Source organism: Sphaerochaeta sp. S2 (genome assembly GCF_016406725.1).
GTDB lineage: Bacteria > Spirochaetota > Spirochaetia > Sphaerochaetales > Sphaerochaetaceae > Sphaerochaeta.
The window spans coordinates 1-21,236 of the sequence record NZ_JAEKNT010000474.1 but is presented as its reverse complement, the minus strand read 5'-3'; the positions used below and the strand labels follow the sequence as shown (position 1 = coordinate 21,236).

Genomic DNA, 21,236 nt, shown 5'->3' with positions numbered 1-21,236 from the left:
GAACCATCCCCTCGCAATCATGCAGGTCATCATAGTAGCTTTCATTACATTCAGGACAGATATAGCAGCGTTTGAGTTTGCCTTCCTCAATAAGCTTGCAAACCACCATGCGATGGGTGGCATCCGACTCCTTGTTCTTTCTTGAGAGGATGCGACGATACCAGGGAAGTTTCTCTTGTTCAGCTTCCTTCTCCTCCAATTCCGTGGAGAGGCGAACAATTCGCTCACTCAAACCGCGGTCCTGGGTAATAAGCAGAAGGTTTCGTTTGCTGCCAATCTGCGAGAACAACTGCACAAGGTGGTCATCGGCAATACCTTGGCTACCGGTATCTCCAATACGAACCAAGCCTCGTTTTGCAAGGAACCGAATCAGATCAGGACGGATGGTGGAGCGTATTCTCACCTCCTTGTCCTTCTCTGGATTGTCCTTAAGTCCATGCAGTTCCTCAAGGGTCTTCTCAAGGATGATCAGTTTTTTCTTGCGCCTCTTAAGAATGCTTTCAGCATTCGTAACGAAATGCAAGAACCAGTCCTTCTGGATGATGGGAGCGGTATCAACATAAATCTCGTCAAATGAGCGCAACTGCTCATCGAGCTCTGCTATGTATGTCTCATCAGGATTGAGAAATCGGCTCCTGTCGCCAATCTTGCTGGCTATCACCTCTCTATACAGGTCCAGTTCCCCTGCAGGGTTCTGTGCCTCCAGGTTGATACCGACACTCCTGAGAATACTCGACACCTTCTCCTTGTTCAGTTTGAATTCAGAGGAGAGTATATCCACCGTATTTTCACTGGTGATGGTCTCCACATTTTGCTTTTTAGGAGGAGTCCTCCGTAAAAAATTTGCCATTGTTTCCTGTCATTAGTCCTTCGCACGTTTAGCGCGGATAATCGCTACAGCCTCATCCATCGTCAAAGCACCGGCCTTCTCTTCATCCTTCTTGTACTCATTGGGTAGGGCAATATTTTGTTTGCCGAAGCGAAGGTAGAAGCCGTAGCGTCCAGTAGCAAGTGCCACTGGCTCTTGTTCGAATTGGCCAAGTTCCTTTATCACGGATGCCTTGGCACTCCCTCTTCCTGCTTTTCCCCCACTACCCTTCTCTGGTTCCTTGCTGAGTAATTCAAGGGCCTCTTCAAGGGTTATGGAAAAGAGCTGTTGGTCTTTATCCAACCGATTGAGTTTTCTTGTCTTCTTGTCGCAGGAGATATACGGACCATACTTTCCTTTCTGGGCAAGCACCTCATTTCCATTCTCATCTTTACCCAGTACGCGGGGAAGTGCAAGGTATCTGCTTGCTATCTCCAGATCTTCACTCTTGTCCGCATCATGAACCCACTTGGGAATGGATGCACGTACCGCACTCTTACCATCCCCTTCCTGCCAGTAGGGTCCAAATCTTCCATTCATCAACTTCACCGGCTCACCATGTACCGGACCTTTTCCGAGTTCGACCGGAACATGGACCTTCTTACCCTCGGCAATAAGGTTTTTCACATCCTCATCAGTGGTGGTACCTGGCAACCACGTGTTGGGAAGTGAGATAAACTGTCCATCCTTATCCACAACATAGGGACCATAGGGGCCGATCATAACAGGATTGTCTTCGCTGATCTGAGAGAGGCGGAGTGTTTTCGAGACTACCTTGTTGTCCAAGGCGAGCTGGAGCTTGTTCTGGTTCTCCAACCCCGTATCTCCAAGGTAGAACGCATTCAGGAACTTGTTCTTATCCAGTTCCCCAGCAGCAATCTTGTCAAGATTGTCTTCCATCTTCGAGGTAAAATCATAGTCGATGAACTGTGGGAAATTGGTTTCCAGGAACTGACACACAGCAAATCCCATGAAGGTGGGGACCAGTGCATTGCCCTCTTTCATGACATACTTCCTATCCATCAGTGTCTTGATGATGGAAGCATAGGTGGACGGCCTTCCAATACCCCGCTTCTCCAACTCCTGTACCAAGGATGCTTCAGTGTAACGGGCAGGGCTCTTGGTCTGGTGAGATACCTCTTCAAGTTGCTGCAAGGAACACTCCTCTCCAGCCTTCATTGCAGGCAGGAATGTCTCCTTATCATCCAGTGCCGCATCAGGATCATCAGAGCCTTCAACATAGGCCCGGATGAAACCGGGAAATACAATTTGCGTACCTGAGGCTACAAACGTTCCATTCCCTGCCTTGATGGTTACCGTTGTGGTAGCCTTCTTTGCGTCAGCCATCTGACTTGCAAGGGTTCGCTTCCAGATAAGCTCATAGAGGGCCAGATCCTTCCCACTGAGCGAGGTTTCACTGGGAACTGCGAACCGCTCCCCTGCTGGCCTGATCGCCTCATGGGCTTCCTGGGCTCCAGCGCTCTTTGCAGCGAAATATCTCGGGGAAGGAGAAAGGTACTCTTTCCCGTAGAGTTGATCCACCAAGGAGCGTGCTGCATTCGTCCCTTCCTGGCTCAGGGAAGGACTATCGGTACGCATATACGTTATATATCCATTCTCATACAGCCGCTGTGCGATGCGCATTGTCTCAGAAGCACTGATATGCAGCTTCTTGATCGCATCCTGCTGCAAGGTACTGGTCGTGAAAGGGATGGAGGGACGAGTCACAAACGGCTTCTTCTGAACATCTTCAACAACGAAGGCGGCGGAGGAAAGTTCCTTCACAATAGCCTTTGCTTGCTCCTCAGCGAGCAACAAGGTGTTTTTCTTTCCCTTGTATTCACCGGTAGTGGAATCAAAGTCCTTACTATTTGCAATAGCCTGGCCAGCGTATGCTGTCAATTTTGCCTCGAAAGCCTGTTTGGAAACACTCTGAAGTTTTGCCTTCGCATCAAAGTAGGTACTCTGGGAAAAGGCGATCCTGAGTCGTTCCCTGTCAACGGTCAGGCGCAACCCTACCGACTGTACCCTTCCAGCTGAAAGCCGTTTGTTTGAAAGTTTTTTCCAGAGCGTTGGGCTAAGGGTATACCCGTAGAGACGGTCAACAACACGTCTGCTCTCCTGTGCCTGGACCAGGTTCTCATCCAAGTCCCTGCCATGCTCAAGTGCATCGGTAATTGCTTTCTTTGTTATCTCGTGGAATACCATCCTCTGATGAGGTACCTTTGGCTTGAGCACTTCCAGTAAATGCCAAGAGATGCTTTCTCCCTCCCGGTCCTCATCAGTTGCCAATAAAAGTTTATCAACGGACTTCAAGGAGCTCTTGATTTCCTTGATCAAAGCATTCTTACCTGCTACCACCTGATACTCACAGGCGAAACCTTTCTCGACATCAATTGCCATCTTGTCCTCGGGAAGGTCACGAATATGCCCTTTACTGGCAACGACTTTGCAGTTCGAGGGAAGAAATTTCGAGATGGTTCTGGCCTTGGTTGGCGACTCGACGATTATCAGTGTGTTGGCATTATCCATGCAATATACTCCTAAAGACCGGTGGTCTTAAGTTAACACATATACTGCCGGCTTCAGCTTTTGTCAACGCTTAGTGAAAAAACTTACTATTCCAGGAGCGTGCTTTTAAAGACTCCAGCATCCCCGGGATTAGGGTTTTTGAACAGTCCCCAGGAAGCAATTCCTGATCCTTCTGTCTCAAAATGGAGTTGCTGTTTCCCATTGCTCGTCAAGAGAAACCGGTACTGCGAAATGGTGGAAAACCGCATCATACCCACCTTGGTCTCCACCTCAACCAGAACGTGGTCATCGGTGTACTCTACACGCTTCACACTCCAACTTTTCGGCTTGAAGTTTGTAGTGTTAAAGATTTCTGCATTCAATCGATAGGCTATCTGATATGAACGCTCACCATCATAGGGGATCTGCTCTCCAAGGCGATCTTCTGGAACCAATGGATAGAGCTGGCAGGTTTTCTCAAAAAGTCCATGGATAACATAGGAGCCTTCTTCAAAGCTGACAAGGTAGTCCAACTGCCTGCATTTGCCTTTATTATCTTCCTTTGTCAGGTTTACCCATCTATAGCGGCCTTCCCACCCGGGTGTTTCTACCCGTAGCCGCTCCACTGCTATCTCTCCCACCCCCTTTTTCCTTGCAGCAATCAGTATCTCATACTGAGTATGGCTGGTAAGCGGGCGCTCATTGGAACCCAAGACGGCCTTGCTCGCTTGTGTGTGTACCATTGGCTCCTTGTTGAGGTAGAGGTCATAGTACTCAGCACCTTCCACTTCCTGCCAACTCAGGTGTATTTGGTTGGGGTGGAGTGCATCAACCTGAACATCCAAGACTGCTGCAAATACACATGGTAGGAACGTAGATATAAGGAATATCACGTACAGCCGTTTCATATCTACACTATACATCTACTACACCAGCTTGCAAGAGGAGATGGCAATCGCTACTATCATCACATGAATATCTCTTTGGTTTCCTGTTGTCTTGAAGAAGGCAACCTCAGTTATCCTCTCGGAGCACTCTGCATCCAAAGCGCGCTCGAAGCAGCAGATATGAGAGCAGAACACCTGCCCTTTACGTTGGCTGATGATCCCTCACAGGCGGCTCTCGATGTTGCAAGAATGCAGGTGCAGGTTGTTGGTCTTTCTGTCTATCTCTGGAACAGAACCTGGATGGACCGCTTCACCGAGGTATTACGGGCACAGAGCTCTGACCTGGTTATTTTTGCAGGAGGCCCCGAGGCTACCGCCAATCCTTCAAGCTTTGACCTATCCATTCTCGACTTTCTCATACTTGGAGAGGGAGAAGAAGCGGTTGTGCAGGCAATTTCTGCCATCAAGGTAGGAAAAAATATTGAAGGAGAAGGGATTGTGACCAATCTCAACGAGCTCTCCTGGGCTCCATCTCCTGATCTTTCCGTGCTTCCTTCCCCACTCCTCAACCATCATGCGGATCATTTTCTGAAAGAGGGTTCAAGCGTTCTGTGGGAGATGACACGAGGTTGTCCTTTTCACTGTTCTTTCTGTTTTGAATCCAGGGGACAACGCTCTGTCCGGCATTTTCCACTTGCGCAACTTGAAGCAGAACTTGATCTGCTTATCACCAAGCAGGTTGGAGAGGTGTATATTCTCGATCCAACCTTCAATATGGACAAAGAGCGTACCCTTACGATTCTGTCCATGCTTGCAGAGAAGCAGAGCGACATCCATTTCGTGTTCGAGATCAGGGCAGAACTATTGGACAATGAACTTGCTGATGCCTTTGCAAGAATCAACTGTGCCTTGCAGATAGGTCTGCAAAGCAGTGACCAAGCAGTACTGAAAACCGCCAACAGGAGATTTGACAGCAAGCTCTTCGCAAAGAAAATCTCTTTTCTCAATGCACGCGGAATCCCCTTCGGCCTAGACCTCATCATTGGACTTCCCAATGACAATCTCAGGTCATTCATCAAGAGTGTTGACTATGCGGTCTCCTTGAAACCGAGCAATCTTGATGTATTTCCTCTCTCCCTGCTTCCAGGAACCCTGGTTGCAGAGCAAGCAAAGGAGTTTTCAATCACTCACTTGCAGGAAGCCCCCTATACCATTATTGAGTCTCCCACGTTCCCTCAAAAAGACATGCAAAAAGCCCTGGTATTAAAGGAATCACTTGATCTGTTTTTTACCAAGGGACAGGCAGGCATGTGGTTGCAGAAACTCAGCGAGGTGGTCTCTTTGAGCCCCTCATCGATCCTCTTCTCTTTCTCCTCTTTCCTGGAAGCGTATCTGAAGAGAAGTGGGGAGCAAGCAGAGGATATGGATATCTACTTGCTGCAAGAAACGTTTGTCCGCAGCTTCCTCAGAAAGCTTGGCCTTGTTCTGTATGAGGCTGTCATGCTCTCATTCATTGAACTGCATCAAGGGATTGCCTTTTTCCATGAGTGCGGAGAGAGTCCAGTCCTGCAGCTCTCCTACTCGCTGGATGCTCTCTCTGAATTTGAACATCTCTCGGCGGATGCATTCCTGAAGCGATACCCTGAAAGGGAAGAAGAAAGTCTTGGAATCACCAGTGATATGGATGGAAGACTGCTTTTTATACCCCTGCAATAGAACTTACGCTTGAGAAGCGTACAGAAATCCCGTACAGTGAATCAAAAGGAATGAATAACCGGTGAAGATCAGAAAACAAACAACCAGGCTATTGCTGGCAGTGATTGCCGCTCTGGCACTGATGAGTAGTTGTACTATAACTGAAAACATATCCTTCAAGCAGACAGGATACCATGCCTCGGCATATGCCTTTTCTGTTGAGGATTTTTTCATTGCAGTCCTGGAAGATTTCAGTGAATTTTCTACGGAAAATGAGGACATCTCCCTGATGGACAAGGCAATTGGGGATTTTGAAAAAGCTTTGCGTTATAGCCCCACCACCAAAAACGTTGGATTGAAAAAGCTTGATGAGCACTCCTATGAGGGAGTGTTTGAGTTCACCGACTTGATGCGTTTGGTAACTGACTTGGGAGCAGGAGAGAATCAGAGCCTCTTGGACATCAATGGGAATTCCATGACCTTCTTCCTATCCATGGACAACTACGAGCAACTGGTTCCCGTCATCCCTTTCCTGGCTGACGAAAACTTTGAGGCCTTTGGGCCAGTGTACAACCAGGGACTTAATGAAGCCGACTATCTTGAGATGATCAGTTTCATGCTTGGAGAGGAAGGACCTCCTGCAATTGAACGATCTGTGATTACCCTCAGGGTGAATACCCCGAAGGAGATCACGTCGTTCAGCAATGGGAGAAAGGTGTCAGCAAGCGTCTATGAATTCAGCTTCCCGCTCATCGACTTCCTCTTGCTTGCTGAGCCCATTACATTCACTGTTCGTTGGTAATACCTAGACATTGAACTTGAAGTGCATGATGTCCCCATCCTGCACCAAGTACTCTTTACCTTCCATCCTCAGCTTCCCTGCTACCTTGACCTTCTGTTCACTTCCATAGGTGAAAAGATCTTCACAGTTATATACCTCGGCCTTGATGAATCCCCGTTCAAAATCTGAGTGAATGACTCCAGCAGTCTGTGGAGCCTTGTATCCGGCACGGAAGGTCCACGCCCTATCTTCATCAGAACCTGCGGTGAAGAAGGTACGTAGGCCAAGAATGTGGTAGGCACTACGGATCAGCTGGTTGAGGCCGGATTCCTGAAGCCCTACAGCTTCAAGAAACTCCTGTTTCTCTTCCTCTGTTTCCAAAACTGCAATCTCAGACTCAATCTTTCCACAGATAACCACTACCTCTGAACCTTCTTGCTCAGCCACAGCTCTCACCTGCTTCACGAATGCATTTTCTTCAACAATGCCTTCCTCATCTACGTTGCAGACATAGATAACCGGTTTGAGAGTGATCAAGTGAAGGTCAGAGACCAGTGCAAGTTCATCCTCATCAAGTTGTAGGCTTCGTGCACTCTTTCCCTGCTCAAGGCAATCTTTGAGCTTTGCAAGCACTGGAAGGGATTTCTCCATATCTTTCTGTGCTTCTTTGCTCAGCCGATTCAGCTTCGGTTGTTTTGCCCATCGGTTTGTCACCGTATCGAGGTCAGCGAGAGCCAACTCAATATTGATGGTCTCGATATCCCCCAATGGATCGATCTTATTGTTAACATGAACGATATCGCTGTTTTCAAAGCAGCGAACCACGTGCGCGATTACCCCAACTTCCCTGATAGAAGCGAGAAACCGGTTACCCAGCCCCTCTCCCTTGCTTGCACCAGCTACCAACCCTGCAATATCGACAAATTCGAACGTTGCAGGAATAACCCGCTCAGGCGGAATCAGGGCGGCAATCTTGTCCAGCCGCTTATCAGGAACGGAAACGATTCCCACATTGGGATCGATGGTACAGAAAGGATAATTCGCTACTTCGGCAGGAGCTGCCGTAAGTGCTGAGAATATTGTAGATTTTCCTACGTTGGGGAGCCCAACTATGCCGCAATTAACACCCATGATTTACCTCATTATCGGCTCAATGTGAGCCAGCTAACGAAGTGTATCACATATTGACTTGCTCGTTAACCAGCCCTATAGTCAACACCAATGGGTAGTACACATACAGAAGACACTGAAAAGAATGTTTCCGGCCTCGATATACAAGATGAACGACAGAGAGCACTGCTCTTGGTCCTTGTAAACAGTGAAGACACACCGCAAACCACACAAAACCGTGCACAAGAACTGGAGGCCTTGGTAGACACCATGGGCCCACTTACCATTCATACTGAGCATATCCCGCTCAGGAAGGTGCACAGTGCAACCATGATCGGAAGCGGTAAGGTGGAACAGATCAAGGCACTGATAGAAGAAAAAGAGCCTGACCTGATCGTGTTCGACTGCCCAATCAGTCCTCGTGTGCAGCGCAACCTGGAGAGCATTCTCTCCATCTGTGTGATAGACCGTGATGAAGTCATCCTTCAGATCTTTGCAGACAGAGCGGCAACCAAGGAAGCAGTACTGCAGGTTGAACTCGCACGACTTGAATATTCGCTGCCCAGACTAACGAGAAGATGGACAAGTCTTGGAAGGCAACATGGTGGAGTGAAGGGAACCCGCGGAGAGGGTGAAAAACAGCTTGAACTCGATAGACGGCAGATTCAGGAGAAAATTGTCAGCTTGAAAGCTCAGTTGGAAAAGGTAGTGCAACAACGCAATACCCAACGCAGCCAGAGAATGAATACCAACATTCCTACGGGTGCCATTGTTGGATACACCAACAGCGGCAAGTCCAGCCTGCTCAATGCCCTAACCAGTGCAGGGGTCCTTGCAGAAAACAAGCTCTTTGCGACCCTGGACCCCACCACCAGAAAGGTAAAGCTCCCAGGAGGGGAAGAGATTCTGCTCTCCGATACGGTCGGATTTGTCAGCGACCTACCCCACCATCTTGTCCAGGCATTCAAGAGCACGCTCGAAGAGGCCCGTTTCGCAGATTTTCTCATCATTGTCTGTGATGCTGCCCATCCCAATATGCTCGCAAGCTATACGACCACCGTTGAGGTACTTGAGGATCTTGGCTGTACTGATAAACCAGCCATTGTGTTGGCAAACAAGATGGATATGGTACGTGACTCTTTTGCTGTCAGCAGGCTCAAGTCACTCTATCCCGTGGTAATCGAAACATCCATCAAAGAGGGAACCGGTCTGGAGGCCCTGCTTGAGCAGATCACCAAGACCCTTGGTGATCTCTATCCCACAGCAACCTATTTCCTCCCCAACTCCCGCCATGACCTGGTTGCGCATATTCACCGCCACGGGCAGGTTGAATTCATTGACTACCAAGGGGAGGGAATCTTGGTAAGAACGAGAATCCAGCCTCGCTTCCAAGGTCCGCTCAGTGAGTTCCGCAAGGCATAAAATAGGTGCCACCGTGAGAGGTGGCACCAAACAATACCAGTATCTGGTAGCTTTAGAATCTCCAAAGAGCTCCCAAGGCTCCATACCATCCGAAGAACTCTTTCGATTCCTTAATGAGGCGGAAAGCCGGCCCTGTTCTAAAGTAGAAATCAAGCGGGAAATCATTATTTTCCAAATGATAGGCTACCCCTACTGGGACAATCGCTGCAAGATTAATGTCACTACCAAGATTTAATGCAACGCCACCACCAACGGTGACATCAAAATCGGCCTTTTCTATGCTGAATTCAGCTACTTTATAATTTGCAGCTGCGTCAACAGCGAACGTACCATCAAAAACATCAAAGCCAACGTTACCGATGACATCAAAGTCATTCATCCGATACTGTACACCAACACCGGAGTTGGTTCCGAGGTTCAATCCAACGGCAAGGTCAGTCTTTGATGCTCTCTCTGCTGCTGTAGCAGGAAGCAGCACCATAGCCAGTAAAAGTACAGCAAGTAATACTTTCTTCATACGCACTCTCCTTCTGTAGGATGAACTCCTACCAATAATTTTGTTATATAAACTATACCATAAGCAAAATTTCTTGAACAGGCAAACATATAGGTGGATTTGGATAAAATCTTAGGAGCTTAAACTACTGGTGTTTTTTTCCGATTCTGTTTACCATACATTAAGAGAGGAAGTGTAAAAAATGAATAGACATCTTACCCTTCGTGGTGCCCTTATTGCTCTTGTCGGATTGCTGGTGATTACCGCCAGTTCCATGTATGTAGCGCTCAGAATGGGAGCATTACCCTGGCCAACCATCTTTGTAACGGTGGTCAGTCTGGCAGCCTTGAAACGGGCAAAAGGTTCCACACTCCAGGAAATCAATGTAACCCATACCATCATGAGTTCAGGGGCTATGGTTGCAGGGGGATTGGCCTTTACCCTCCCAGGGCTCTGGATGATCGACCCAGATGCAAATTTTTCTACCATCAGCCTTATCATCCTGACAGTGGTTGGTGCTATTCTGGGAACCTTGTTCTCTGCACTGTATCGAAAGAAACTCATCGTTGATGAGGCTCTTCCCTATCCAATGGGTATAGCAAGCTATAACACCTTGCAAGCAGGAAGCAAAGGTGGAGCAGGGGCGAAGACGCTCTTTGCATCCATGGGAGGATCGGTTATCTTCACCGTCTTTAGGGACGGGTTTGGAAAAATCCCAGCCTTGCTGACCCTATTCAAGGGAAGCGCATTAATCCCAGCTTTCTCCATCTGGGTCAGCCCTATGGCGATGGGAATTGGGGCGATCATCGGCCCCTTGTTTGCCCTGCTCTGGTTTGGTGGAGCTATCTTTGGATACTACATCCTGACCCCTCTTGGAATTCAAGGCGGTCTGTTTGCCTCAATGGCAGAGGCTGATGTATTCCGTTCCAACCTGGGAATTGGATTGATGATCGGAACAGGTCTTGGTGTCTTCTTCAAGGCAATAGGATCCAAACTGCTTGCCCAGAAGAAACTTGAAGATAAACCCAAGGCGACATTCAACAGAACCACTCTGGTTGTTGCATTGGTATTGCTTTTCTCTGTAGTTTTACTCTCACTTGGAACAGAACTCGGCCTTATCGAGGCACTCGTTCTTATGGCAGGCATTTATCTTGCCACCTACCTCTCAGGCATGTTGACGGGCCAGACAGGCATCAACCCAATGGAAATATTCGGCATCCTGGTCTTGCTTGTCATCCAGCTGATTTCCAACCCCTCCCTTATCGCTTCCTTCAGCATTGCCGCAGTAGTTGCCGTTGCCTGCGGGTTGACCGGTGATGTCATGAATGACCTAAAGAGTGGTTATCTCCTGAAAACCGATCCAAAGCAACAAATTCTTGGCGAGGGTATCGGGGGAGTCATCGGTGCAGTGCTCTCCGTATTCGTGCTCTTGATCATGAAGGCTTCGTTCGGTGGATTTGGAACTGCTGAGTTGCCCGCTCCCCAGGCAGCTGCAGTCTCGGCCATGGTTGGAGGTCTTGGCCATATTCCTGCATTCCTTATCGGGCTTGGCATTGGTCTGGTGCTCTACCTAGCAAATATTCCCAGTGCAACCCTCGGTCTTGGTGTATACCTGCCAATTTACATCAGTTCCGTGATGGGACTCGGAGCGCTTATCTCCGGTGGTTTGAAACTGGCTCTCAAGAAGCGCACCGAGGCAGCAAAACTGCAAGATAAGACTGGATTGGTCGCCAGCGGTTTGCTCGGTGGTGAAGGTATCACGGGAGTAGCCATCGCTATCATTTCAATGCTGAAATAGGTATACTAAAAGCATGGAACAAACAAATACTATGCCACGCTCGCTCTATGGGCTGGATGCAGAAGCTATCGCAGAAGTGCTTTCCCTTCCCAGGGCCTTCTATGGAAAACAGATTTATCAGTGGCTCGTCAAGGGTGTCACATCCTTCGACGAGATGACCAACCTTCCCAAGGCTGAGCGATTACGTCTCAAGGAAGTGATGGGGAGTGCTGTCTCATCAACAGTTGAAACCAGCGAGACGGATGAGAGTGGAGCCACAAAGATGGGTATCCGTCTCCACGATGGAAGAGTCGTCGAGTGTGTATTGCTTATAGACAAGCGTGGCCGGCATACAGCATGTCTTTCCAGCCAGGTTGGGTGTGCAATGGGATGCACGTTTTGCAGGACAGGTACCATGGGCTTGCTGAGGAACCTTACTGCCGATGAAATCATCGAACAATACATTCACCTCCTAGCGGTAAGTGACCAGCCCATCACCCATATCGTGTATATGGGAATGGGAGAGCCCTTGGCAAACATCAATCCGGTAATCCAATCGATCCACTACCTACACGAAAAAGAGAGCTTCAACATCAGCCTGAGGAGGATAACCATCTCCACCTGTGGAGTGGTACCTGGTATCTTGCGACTTGCAGAGCAGAAGCTCCCAGTAAGGCTTGCAGTCTCCTTGGTGAGTGCCGACAATCGCCTCCGCTCGAAGATTATGCCGGTAAATGAGAAGTGGGATATCATGGCTCTGAAGAAGGCCTTGATGGTGTACCAACATGTTGGAGGGAAACGATTCACCATCGAGTACTGCATGTTGCGTGGGGTAAATACTGATGAGTTCAGTGCCAAGAAACTGGCTACCTATGTAGCAGGAATGAATGTCGTGGTGAATCTCATCCCCTGGAACCCCGCTGAGGAACTCCCGTACGAGACCCCAAGCGAAGATGAGATCGATACCTTCTGTCGTGAACTTGACCGATACCGTGTCAATTATACCAGGCGACGATCACGAGGAAGGGAAATAAATGGGGCATGCGGACAGCTGGCGGTGCCCATCAATAAAGGTCTCGACTACGAGTTGATGATCGATGATGAGGATGACGAATAACCAGTAAAACCCTGAAAACGGTAAGAAGCCCTGCAAACCAGCAGGGCTTCTCTTATGTACATCTTCTCCAAGAAAACTAGGTATTATTGAAGAACAGCCTTGATCCTTCTCACCCCTGCCGAGGAAGATTGCTCCTTGAGAATCTTGAAGTGACCCATACTGCCGGTACTCTCCACGTGGGGGCCTCCACAGACCTCCTTGGAAAAATCCCCGACTGAGTAGACTTTCACCTGCTCCCCGTACTTGCTGTCAAAGAATGCAATGGCACCTTGTGCTTTTGCTTCCTCAACAGTCATGGTCTCACAGGTTACCGGTAGATTACGCTTGATCTGTTCGTTGACCATATCCTCGACCTGTTGTATCTCTTCCTTGCTCATGGCAGAGGGATGCGTGAAGTCAAATCGGAGTCGCTCGGTTGTAATGTTGGAGCCCTTCTGCCCTACATGCTCGCCAAGCACCGTTCTCAATGCCTTATGGAGCAGGTGGGTTGCAGTGTGTAGTGCAGTGGTCTTCTCGCTATGGTCGGCAAGACCACCCTTGAACTGCTTGTCTGCACCACTTCGGCTGATCTCCTGATGCTTCTCGAATGCAGCATTGAAACCTGCCTCATCAACGGTGAAGCCATGCTCCGCTGCCAATTCCTTGGTAAGCTCGATAGGATAGCCGTAGGTATCGTAGAGTTTGAAGGCGGTTCTTCCGCTGATCTCCCGATTCTTTCCCTTGAGCAGGTTGGGAAGCATTTTCTCAAACTCCCGCTCACCCTTTGCCAGGGTCTCGGAGAACTTTGCCTCTTCCTGAGCCAGCTCCTTCAGGATGAACTCCTTGTTCTCCAGAATCTCAGGATAGGGCTTCTTATAGAGTTCAAGAACGATGAGTGCAAGCTCTCCCAGGAAGGATCCCTCGATACCCAACTTATGAGCATGCCTCACTGCCCTTCTGATCAGACGGCGCAGGATGTAACCTTGGCCCACGTTGGAGGGTGCCACCCCTCTCTGGTCTCCAAGGATGAATACGCTGGTGCGAATATGATCCGCTACAATACGTACTGAGGTGTCAGTCTCCTCATCATTACCATATTGTTTTCCAGACAGTTTCTCAATTCCTGCAATGATTGGGGTGAATACCTCTGTCTCATAGACAGATTTCTTTCCCTGAAGGATTGCAATGGTACGTTCGATTCCCATACCGGTATCGACGCACTTTCTCTCCATCTCACTATAGGTACCGTCACTGTTCTTCTTGTACCCCATGAAGACATCATTCCAGATCTCGAAATATTTCCCACAGGAACACCCGGGGCGGCAATCAGGACCACACGCTGGTCTTCCGGTATCGATGAACATCTCGCTGTCTGGACCACAAGGACCGGTTTCTCCTGCTGGTCCCCACCAGTTATCCTCTCTTCCGAGATAATAAATCCGTTCACGTGGGATTCCATATCCTTCCCATGCAGATGCAGCATCCTCATCACGAGGGACTTCATCATCCCCTGCAAAGACAGTCACTGACAGGAGGGAAGGGTCAATGCCAAGGACCTCTGTGAGGAACTCATAACTGAAGGCTATTGCTTCCTTCTTGAAGTAATCCCCAAGTGACCAGTTACCCAGCATCTCAAAGAAAGTGAGATGGTGTGGGTCCCCTACCGCTTCAATATCTCCGGTTCGGATACACTTCTGGTAATCGGTAAGGCGGGTGCCTGCTGGGTGTTCGCTTCCCATGATATAGGGTACCAAGGGGTGCATACCAGCGGTGGTAAACAGGACCGTTGGGTCGTTCTCGGGAATCAAGGAAGCCCCACTGATCTGGGTATGATCCTTGGATACGAAGAAATCAATGAATTTTTGCCGTAATTCGTTGGCGGTGAGCTGGTTTTTCATAATAGTTGATAGTAGTCTCCCCGACGTTTTCATGTCAAGGATGTTCAGCCCCCACTATGCGTGTAGTGTTCAATGAAAGCAGGAAAATTGAGAATCATATTGCTTTTCTCTTTCTGAAAGAGGAGGTGTTCGAAATCACGTTGTTTCTTTTTTAGATCAACACGCGAAATTCGTTCTTTGAGAGCTTCTTTCAGCATGGCAAGATTCTCAATATGATGTTTTGAAGTGAGATATGCATAGTCGGGCGCTGTTTGGGAAAGTAGAAATTGTGCATCATAAAAATCTCTACCTTTTGCTCTTTGCAGAAGAGCTGAGAGTTTCATTGAACACAGCGTTGCATCTGGCGGAACAGGAACAGGAAAGAAAAAACCACAGCTTTGGATAAAAGCGCTCGTAACCGGATAGGTGTAGCCTTGATCCTGAGCTTCAATTTTTATGAGAAATCTTGCATTCCTATAACCGCTAAATTGAAGTGTGTAGAGTAGTTCAGGGAAATAGAGACTCCTTCTAAAAGCCTGCAGCCCTTCGTGCTCTTTCTCTTTCGGTATTACCTGATACCCTAGACGCCGCAAATATACCAGAATGCTATCAGTCATATGCATGAATTCAGTCTGTGTCATATCTACGCAGTCAAAATCAAGATCTTCACTAAAACGATCTATATGCTTAATAAGGCGAAGATTGGTACCTCCAATGAACACCATATGCTCGATATACTTTGTTTGTGACAAAAATTCCAATATCTGGCATTGAATATATTCTTTAAGCAGATACGGTTGTAGTTCATTCAAGTCTCGTAAATATGCAGGAAAGTACTGTAGCAATACACTCTTATCGATCATAATCTATACGCCTCCCGTAATTTCTCCACCCTCCGATTGAGTGACTCAACGCCATACTGTTCGGTATAGTTGGTAAGACGATCAATCTTTAGGATGTCAAGATCCAACCTTAGTCCCAACATATCTTCTATTGTATGGTACTGTGGATAAAGATACAGAAGATCCAAAATTGCTTTTTCCGGATATGCTATATGCACTCCCCAAGACGGGTGAAACGCTGAAGATTCTATGGTATAGCCAAAAAATGAAGAACTACGAATCGTGTGATAGGTAAACTGGCCAAATTCATTGGTAAAATACGCTGTTTTTCTACTAGAAACACTCGTGACCTGTACCACAGCCTCTGGAATCATACCCCAAAAGGCAAGCGCACTATGTATGCTGATGTATGAGGGTTGATACATCTTGTTTGCAAAATACAATTGAGCATCGCCAGAGCGAAGATATTCTGGAAATGTATATACATTTTGTTTCAAACGAATAAGTTTATGCTCCTTCACCCAGCGTCCAATAGTATTCCGGCTCACCGAGAACCGTGCACCTGACGCTACTTGCTGAAGGGTAAAACAACCCATCGGTGAAAAGAGTTCCTTGAATTCCAGATAGGAAGCACGCTCTTTTATTTCCATAACGCACTAATTATAGTGCATTATGGAAATATAACAAGATACTAGTGCTGTGAAAGGACTCTTACTCCTCCAAAGCAAATAGATCGAGCTGTATTGCAGTATCCTTGAGTCTTCCAACAGTTCGTTTTGTCTCCATCGCCTTCTTCAGAATACGGGGAAGGTCTTCACTCTTCCTGATCACAAAGACCCTGCTTTGGCCTGCAAACTTTCTGGGCCAAAGAATACTTCGGTTCTCTATGCTGCTTTGGTAGATGAAGAGATACTTTTTCTGTTCCAAGGCAAAGGAAGCCTGCCGTACAGCCCCTCCCCCATCACGGTCCTCTACAACCACAGAAGCAAGACTCAAGGCACTCATCAGGCGATTACGAAGCAGAAAATGCCATTTCTGGGTGGTGGTCGAAGGAGCAAATCGACTTACTACCACTCCACTCTTGGCTATTTCAGCTTGTAGTTCTGTGTGCTCCCTTGGATAACACTGGGAAAGCGGGGTACCGATAACCGCCATGGTAGGAGCACCAGAGGTTAATGCTCCCTTGTGGGCCACCCCGTCAATCCCAAGGGCAAGTCCACTTGCAACCACATACCCTGCTTTAGCAAGTGCATGAGATGTCTGTAAAGCCAGTTTTTTCCCTTCAAGAGAGGGCGATCGGGTCCCGATGACAGAGACCGAAGGAGCCTTCAATAGGGATATATTTCCCTGTACATAGAGAAAACGCGGAGAGTAGGCAAAAGTATTCACCTGGGATGGCCAGAAGGGACTGTGTTCATCAATAACCAATACTTTATCACCCATCTCCTCAAAGAATGGCCGACAATGATAGTAGGCTTCACTGATTTTGCTCTCTTCCGTTGCCAGGAAGGAGGCATACTCTTTGATATGCAAAGGGAGTGGATCAGTCACATCAATGCGAGAGGAAGCCCATGAAAAGGCTTCCCCTGCTTTTGATTCTGCTCCACCGCAGGCTCTCACGAGTGTTTCATAATGCAGGGCCCTGACTGCTGTTGCATCCATGCCTTGACTCTACCACTGTTGTCCTGTTTGGGCAATCGAGCGAAAAACTGGCTTTACCTGCAAAGAGCTTCAGCGATATCCCTCATCCCTGAAAGGTGTTCTTCAGTTGGGTTCCAATTGACCTTCATCTCAGGTTCCACAACAGAGAAGCCTGCCTTTGAAAGTTCCTCACGTAGGATACCTACCCCTTCTCCGCTCCAGCCATAACAACCAAACACCGCAGCGCTTTTTTTCTTGAACTGCAACTCAGAGAGGAAGTGAAGCCAACCACCGACTGAGGAGAGTATCGACTTACCGACAGTGGGAGAACCCAAGGCTATTGCCTTCGATTTAAACACCTCAGTCATGATATCATTCTTGTCTGTCTGGCTGATGCTGAACACTTTCACTACGGTATCCCCATCCAGAGCCTGGATCTCTCCAGCCAAGGCATGCGCAAGCTGTTTCGTGCCGTCCCACATAGTGTCATAGACAATGGTGATCTGGTTCTCCTGATAGGAGTCAGCCCAAGCAGCATATGCGTTGACGATTTGCATCGGGTTATCGCGCCAGATGGCGCCATGGCTTGGTGCTATGATATCGATAGGGAGGTTCAAAGCCACAATCTCTTCAATCTTTCGTTTTACCAGAGGCGAGAATGGGTTGAGTATATTCGCATAATACTTCATTGCTTCAGTCCAGAGCAAACACTGGTCAGCCTTGTCATTGAAGAGTTCCTCAACCGCATAGTGCTGCCCGAAGGCGTCATTCGAGAAGAGAATATTATCACCGGTCAAATAGGTTGCCATGCTGTCAGGCCAATGCAACATCCTCATCTCAACAAATACCAACTGCTTTCCGTTACCGATATCCAGGCTGTCACCAGTTTTTACCACTTGGTAATTCCACTCAGGGTGGTGATACTGCCCGACAAGGGACTTGACTGCATTGGCTGTACAGTAAATCGGGAGGTTGGGCACTTTTTCCATGAGATACGGAAGCGCTCCACTATGATCGACTTCCCCATGATTGACAACAATGAAGTCAAGCTTCTCCAGGTTGATCTCTTTCTCGAGATTTTCCCGGAACTGTTTGTCATAGGGTTTCCAGATGGTATCGATGAGAACGGTCTTCTCCTCTTCAATGAGGTATGCGTTCTGGCTGGATCCATGATTTACTGAATAATCATCACCATGGAATTTCTGCAACTCCCAATCAATCTTACCAATCCAAGAGACATTGTTCTTTACCAGTCGCTTCATGCATTTACTCCTTCTGCATACTTTGGAAATAGGATGCTGTTCTCTTTATAGATGTGCAAGAATATATCCTCCACCAACTGCTTAAGCAGCGAGTATGTTGCCCGATAGGTTGCACACCCATCAGAGGGAGCGGTGAAATCATTTGTTGCCTTGATCAAGCTCTTGATCAAATCACCAGCTGCCTCATGCTCCGACTCCAGCGAGACAACCTTATCATAGGCTTCTTTTGTAGCCTCGCTCTGCATCAGGGGGAACACTTCCTCTTCCTCTTGCACAAAGTGTAGCATGAGTTCAGTACGAAGTGTACTGAAGAGGGTATAAACTTCTCGCAGTTCATCCTTGTGTCTTGGATAATGGGCTGAAAGCAAGGTAAGTAGATTTCCATCGATGGATGAGAGCAATGCTCTTTCATCCTTATGGTGTGTTGCCAAGAGGTGAGAGATGAGTTCACTCAATCCCATTGTATATATATCCCCAGCAATCACCTTGCTGTGTTTTTCATCTTGCTCTGCAATAAAGGATTCCAGCTTCTTGAGCGTGGACTTGATTTCATACCCTTGCTCCTCGAGTGATTCGTATAGGAAGTGGTCACCTCCACAACAGTAGTCGATATGGTGTTCATTGAGGAAAATGGTAGTAGAAGGATTATGTTTAACCAGTTCTGAAAGTTTGATGTTCTGCATTTTGTGACTCCTTGTTTCTTGTTTTCAGTCACAGTGTACAGAAGCATTGAGCACTCAACTATGATTCAAATCAACTTTCAAAGGAAATTGCTTCCAATTTTGCCATATCAAGAATCTTGAGTTTTCCTTTCCCCTCCACACGGAGAATCCCTTCATCTTTCAGGGATGACAGCTTTCGGTTTACTGTCTCCTTGGTCAGATGAAGTGCACTGCCAATGTCATCCTGGGTAAGATGCAGTGTGGTCCTTCCGGTTTTCCGATACCGTTCAAACAAATACATGCAGATACGTTTCTGTATATCAGAGGTGGAGAGCATCTCAACTTGCAGGCGATACTGGTCAAGCTTGGCATTCAGGTAGGTCATGGATTTCAGGGCGATCTCAGGCTTCTGAAGGATCAGATGCTGAAGCTCTTCCGTCTTGATCATACAGATCCCGAGGGACTCTGCTGCTACTCCCGTTTCCCTGGCGACACTGGAAAGAAAGAGCTGATCACCTCCATAAAAATCCCCAGGAAAGAGCGTGTCAAGAATATACTCTGAGCCATCACTGCCATAGCGAACCAATTTCAGGGATCCCTTCCTGACTAGGTAGAGACTGTCTGCCCTATCACCTTCACGAAAGAGGACAGATCCAGGGGCAAGCTCAATCTGTCGGATCAAGCGTTGCACTTCCTGGATTTGCTCATTCTCCAGATTCTGGAAAATGGGTATATGATGCAAACACGGTTCACTACCGTTTGCACAAAAGTTACACTGGTGTGTTGCTTCCAAGATTTAATCGTCCTCGTACAGCTCGTTGACCGTCGCCCAGGCATCTCCATCACCTAAGCGCAGTCCCCTCAGCAGTTCATATTGATGAAGCAATACCGTAAGGTGCTTCTTTTTAACTTCTTCGGGATCTTCAATTCCCACCACAGCCTTCAATTCTGCACTCTGGGAAGGGAGGGCCATCACCCGATGATACTCCTCGATCATCCTTTTCTTGGTCAGGTGGTAAAAATCCTGTACATCCAGAATCAAGGGGGGCATGTAATTCCGACGTTCCAAGTCCTGTGCGGTCTTTTCAATCTGGGCTTCAGTTGCATCTGGTCCCAAGCTTTCATAGCTTGCCTGTAAATCATCCATGTGTTGTTCCTCCTACCCCTATGATACTGAAGGTTGGGCTAAAAAGCAAAACGAATAAGAGGGTATGAAATATTTGAGACCAAACGTCATTACTTTGCCATTGACCCCTCATCTTTCTCATCATAAAAGGATGCTTTCTGTAGCCTGAGAATGTCTTCACTCTCTGCTTCTATATGCCACCTCTCACTACATACTGCGTGCAGGAATGCCGCATCATGACTGATACACACCAATGATCCTTCCCAATCACTGAGAGCTTTCTGTAAGGCTAGGCGAGAAGGAAGGTCCAGGTGGTTTGTCGGTTCATCTAGTAAAAGCACTGAGATAGGTTCCTCGAAAAGTAGGCTGAGCAGAAGTTTCTTCGCCTCTCCGGGGCTTGCCAGAACCGAGGAGCGGATAAGAGCAGGGTCGCTTCCAAGTCTTGTAAGGCTGGAGAGAACACGTCCTTTGGTTGTAGGGTCCATGGCATGCAGATCCTGCAAGGCTTGTTCGCATGCAGAGAGTTCTTGTTCTTGAGGAACATAGGCTACCGGAATTCCCTGTGATGTAATCAAGGAGCGTAGATACTGCATGAAGGTGGACTTGCCACTTCCATTCTTTCCCGTGATGGCAACACGATCCAAAGGACCAATCTCCAGCAAATCAAAGAAGAGCTTTCTCTCAGGGCCCAAGGGTAAACTGCCCGTAGGAATACGGGCGATCAGGTCTCGCTTCAGGGGATTACTCCCGATGGTAATGCCCGAGACGGGTCCCTGCAGGTCCAACTTGTTGGCCTCGACAAGACCACCCTGAATTTCTTGCAGCGAGGAGTGTAGGTGCACTGCTCTTGTTTCCATCTGAGCTTTCAGCCTACCTGCTTTCCCGTCTGCACCGGAGAGCCGAGCTCCATCAATCTTGGCTTTTGCATCATGGTCTTTGGCATCGATATTCCGTTTTGACTTTCTGCTGTCCTGAACGCTGGCTATCTGGCTTCTTCGCTTCAGCTCTGTAGTAATTCGTGATACCTGCTTCCGAGCGTTTTGGAGTGTTTGTTGCGAGGACTTGGAAATCCTGCTTGACTCCTGCAATGCTACTGAGGGTCTACAGTGCAGTACCCTGACATAGGGAGCATGGACAATGACCGTATTGGTGCAGAGCCTGTCGCAAAGTGATCGGTCATGAC

19 protein-coding genes are annotated in these 21,236 nt (G+C 48.0%); 5 read left to right on the top strand and 14 right to left on the bottom strand.

What is annotated here, in order from left to right; translation table 11 throughout:
• From JF818_RS13815 to JF818_RS13805, 3 genes are all read right to left on the bottom strand, one after another.
• Positions 1-850 (bottom strand): hypothetical protein (locus JF818_RS13815; protein WP_198892564.1); only part of this gene is annotated, 850 nt, incomplete at its 3' end.
• Positions 851-862: 12 nt separating this feature from the next.
• On the bottom strand, positions 863-3,400 hold the full coding sequence (gene topA, locus JF818_RS13810) for a type I DNA topoisomerase (RefSeq protein WP_198892563.1): 2,538 nt from the start codon (positions 3,398-3,400) through the stop codon (positions 863-865).
• A gap of 86 nt (positions 3,401-3,486) precedes the next feature.
• Positions 3,487-4,287 (bottom strand): hypothetical protein, encoded by an 801-nt coding sequence (locus JF818_RS13805; RefSeq protein WP_198892562.1) that lies wholly within the window; start codon positions 4,285-4,287, stop codon positions 3,487-3,489.
• A 63-nt stretch (positions 4,288-4,350) separates the two neighbouring features.
• Here JF818_RS13805 and JF818_RS13800 point away from each other — a divergent pair, with 63 nt between their 5' ends.
• Together JF818_RS13800 and JF818_RS13795 are read left to right on the top strand one after the other, a co-directional pair.
• Positions 4,351-5,982 carry a B12-binding domain-containing radical SAM protein gene (locus JF818_RS13800; protein ID WP_198892561.1) on the top strand — a complete coding sequence of 544 codons (1,632 nt, stop codon included), beginning with the start codon at positions 4,351-4,353 and terminating at the stop codon, positions 5,980-5,982.
• 61 nt (positions 5,983-6,043) lie between these two features.
• Positions 6,044-6,763, top strand: coding sequence for a hypothetical protein (locus tag JF818_RS13795; RefSeq protein WP_198892560.1), 720 nt, complete (start codon positions 6,044-6,046; stop codon positions 6,761-6,763).
• 3 nt (positions 6,764-6,766) lie between these two features.
• Here JF818_RS13795 and ychF read toward each other — a convergent pair whose 3' ends face one another.
• Positions 6,767-7,873: a redox-regulated ATPase YchF gene (ychF, locus tag JF818_RS13790; protein WP_198892559.1), complete on the bottom strand. Its 1,107-nt coding sequence runs from the start codon at positions 7,871-7,873 to the stop codon at positions 6,767-6,769.
• 90 nt (positions 7,874-7,963) lie between these two features.
• Here ychF and hflX point away from each other — a divergent pair, with 90 nt between their 5' ends.
• The gene (hflX, locus tag JF818_RS13785; RefSeq protein ID WP_198892558.1) at positions 7,964-9,274 is read left to right on the top strand and encodes a GTPase HflX; all 1,311 of its coding nucleotides are present in this window, start codon (positions 7,964-7,966) and stop codon (positions 9,272-9,274) included.
• Between the two features lie 52 nt (positions 9,275-9,326).
• Here the strand turns inward: hflX and JF818_RS13780 are convergent, their stop codons facing one another.
• Positions 9,327-9,791, bottom strand: a complete 465-nt coding sequence (locus tag JF818_RS13780; RefSeq protein WP_198892557.1) for a hypothetical protein — start codon at positions 9,789-9,791, stop codon at positions 9,327-9,329.
• A gap of 181 nt (positions 9,792-9,972) precedes the next feature.
• Here JF818_RS13780 and JF818_RS13775 point away from each other — a divergent pair, with 181 nt between their 5' ends.
• Both JF818_RS13775 and rlmN read left to right on the top strand, forming a co-directional pair.
• Positions 9,973-11,568: an OPT/YSL family transporter gene (locus tag JF818_RS13775; RefSeq protein ID WP_198892556.1), complete on the top strand. Its 1,596-nt coding sequence runs from the start codon at positions 9,973-9,975 to the stop codon at positions 11,566-11,568.
• Positions 11,569-11,581: 13 nt separating this feature from the next.
• Positions 11,582-12,664, top strand: coding sequence for a 23S rRNA (adenine(2503)-C(2))-methyltransferase RlmN (rlmN, locus tag JF818_RS13770; protein WP_198892555.1), 1,083 nt, complete (start codon positions 11,582-11,584; stop codon positions 12,662-12,664).
• Between the two features lie 83 nt (positions 12,665-12,747).
• Here rlmN and JF818_RS13765 read toward each other — a convergent pair whose 3' ends face one another.
• The 9 genes from JF818_RS13765 to JF818_RS13725 form a co-directional block, all read right to left on the bottom strand.
• Entirely contained in the window at positions 12,748-14,541 is a 1,794-nt protein-coding gene (locus JF818_RS13765; protein ID WP_198892554.1) for an alanine--tRNA ligase, read from the bottom strand.
• Positions 14,542-14,585: 44 nt separating this feature from the next.
• Positions 14,586-15,383, bottom strand: coding sequence for a nucleotidyl transferase AbiEii/AbiGii toxin family protein (locus tag JF818_RS13760; RefSeq protein WP_198892553.1), 798 nt, complete (start codon positions 15,381-15,383; stop codon positions 14,586-14,588).
• A complete protein-coding gene (locus tag JF818_RS13755) occupies positions 15,380-16,012 on the bottom strand; it encodes a type IV toxin-antitoxin system AbiEi family antitoxin domain-containing protein (protein WP_198892552.1) in 633 nt (210 codons plus the stop codon). Before JF818_RS13755 ends, JF818_RS13760 begins: the two co-directional genes overlap by 4 nt.
• A 61-nt stretch (positions 16,013-16,073) precedes the next feature.
• On the bottom strand, positions 16,074-17,024 hold the full coding sequence (locus tag JF818_RS13750; RefSeq protein ID WP_198892551.1) for a DNA-processing protein DprA: 951 nt from the start codon (positions 17,022-17,024) through the stop codon (positions 16,074-16,076).
• 53 nt (positions 17,025-17,077) lie between these two features.
• Positions 17,078-18,265 carry a flavodoxin domain-containing protein gene (locus JF818_RS13745; RefSeq protein ID WP_198892550.1) on the bottom strand — a complete coding sequence of 396 codons (1,188 nt, stop codon included), beginning with the start codon at positions 18,263-18,265 and terminating at the stop codon, positions 17,078-17,080.
• On the bottom strand, positions 18,262-18,948 hold the full coding sequence (locus JF818_RS13740) for a DUF542 domain-containing protein (RefSeq protein ID WP_198892549.1): 687 nt from the start codon (positions 18,946-18,948) through the stop codon (positions 18,262-18,264). Before JF818_RS13740 ends, JF818_RS13745 begins: the two co-directional genes overlap by 4 nt.
• A gap of 70 nt (positions 18,949-19,018) precedes the next feature.
• Positions 19,019-19,720 (bottom strand): Crp/Fnr family transcriptional regulator, encoded by a 702-nt coding sequence (locus tag JF818_RS13735; protein WP_198892548.1) that lies wholly within the window; start codon positions 19,718-19,720, stop codon positions 19,019-19,021.
• A 3-nt stretch (positions 19,721-19,723) separates the two neighbouring features.
• Entirely contained in the window at positions 19,724-20,074 is a 351-nt protein-coding gene (locus tag JF818_RS13730) for a hypothetical protein (RefSeq protein ID WP_198892547.1), read from the bottom strand.
• An 89-nt stretch (positions 20,075-20,163) separates the two neighbouring features.
• A partial coding sequence (locus tag JF818_RS13725; RefSeq protein ID WP_198892546.1) for an ATP-binding cassette domain-containing protein occupies positions 20,164-21,236 on the bottom strand: 1,073 nt, incomplete at its 5' end.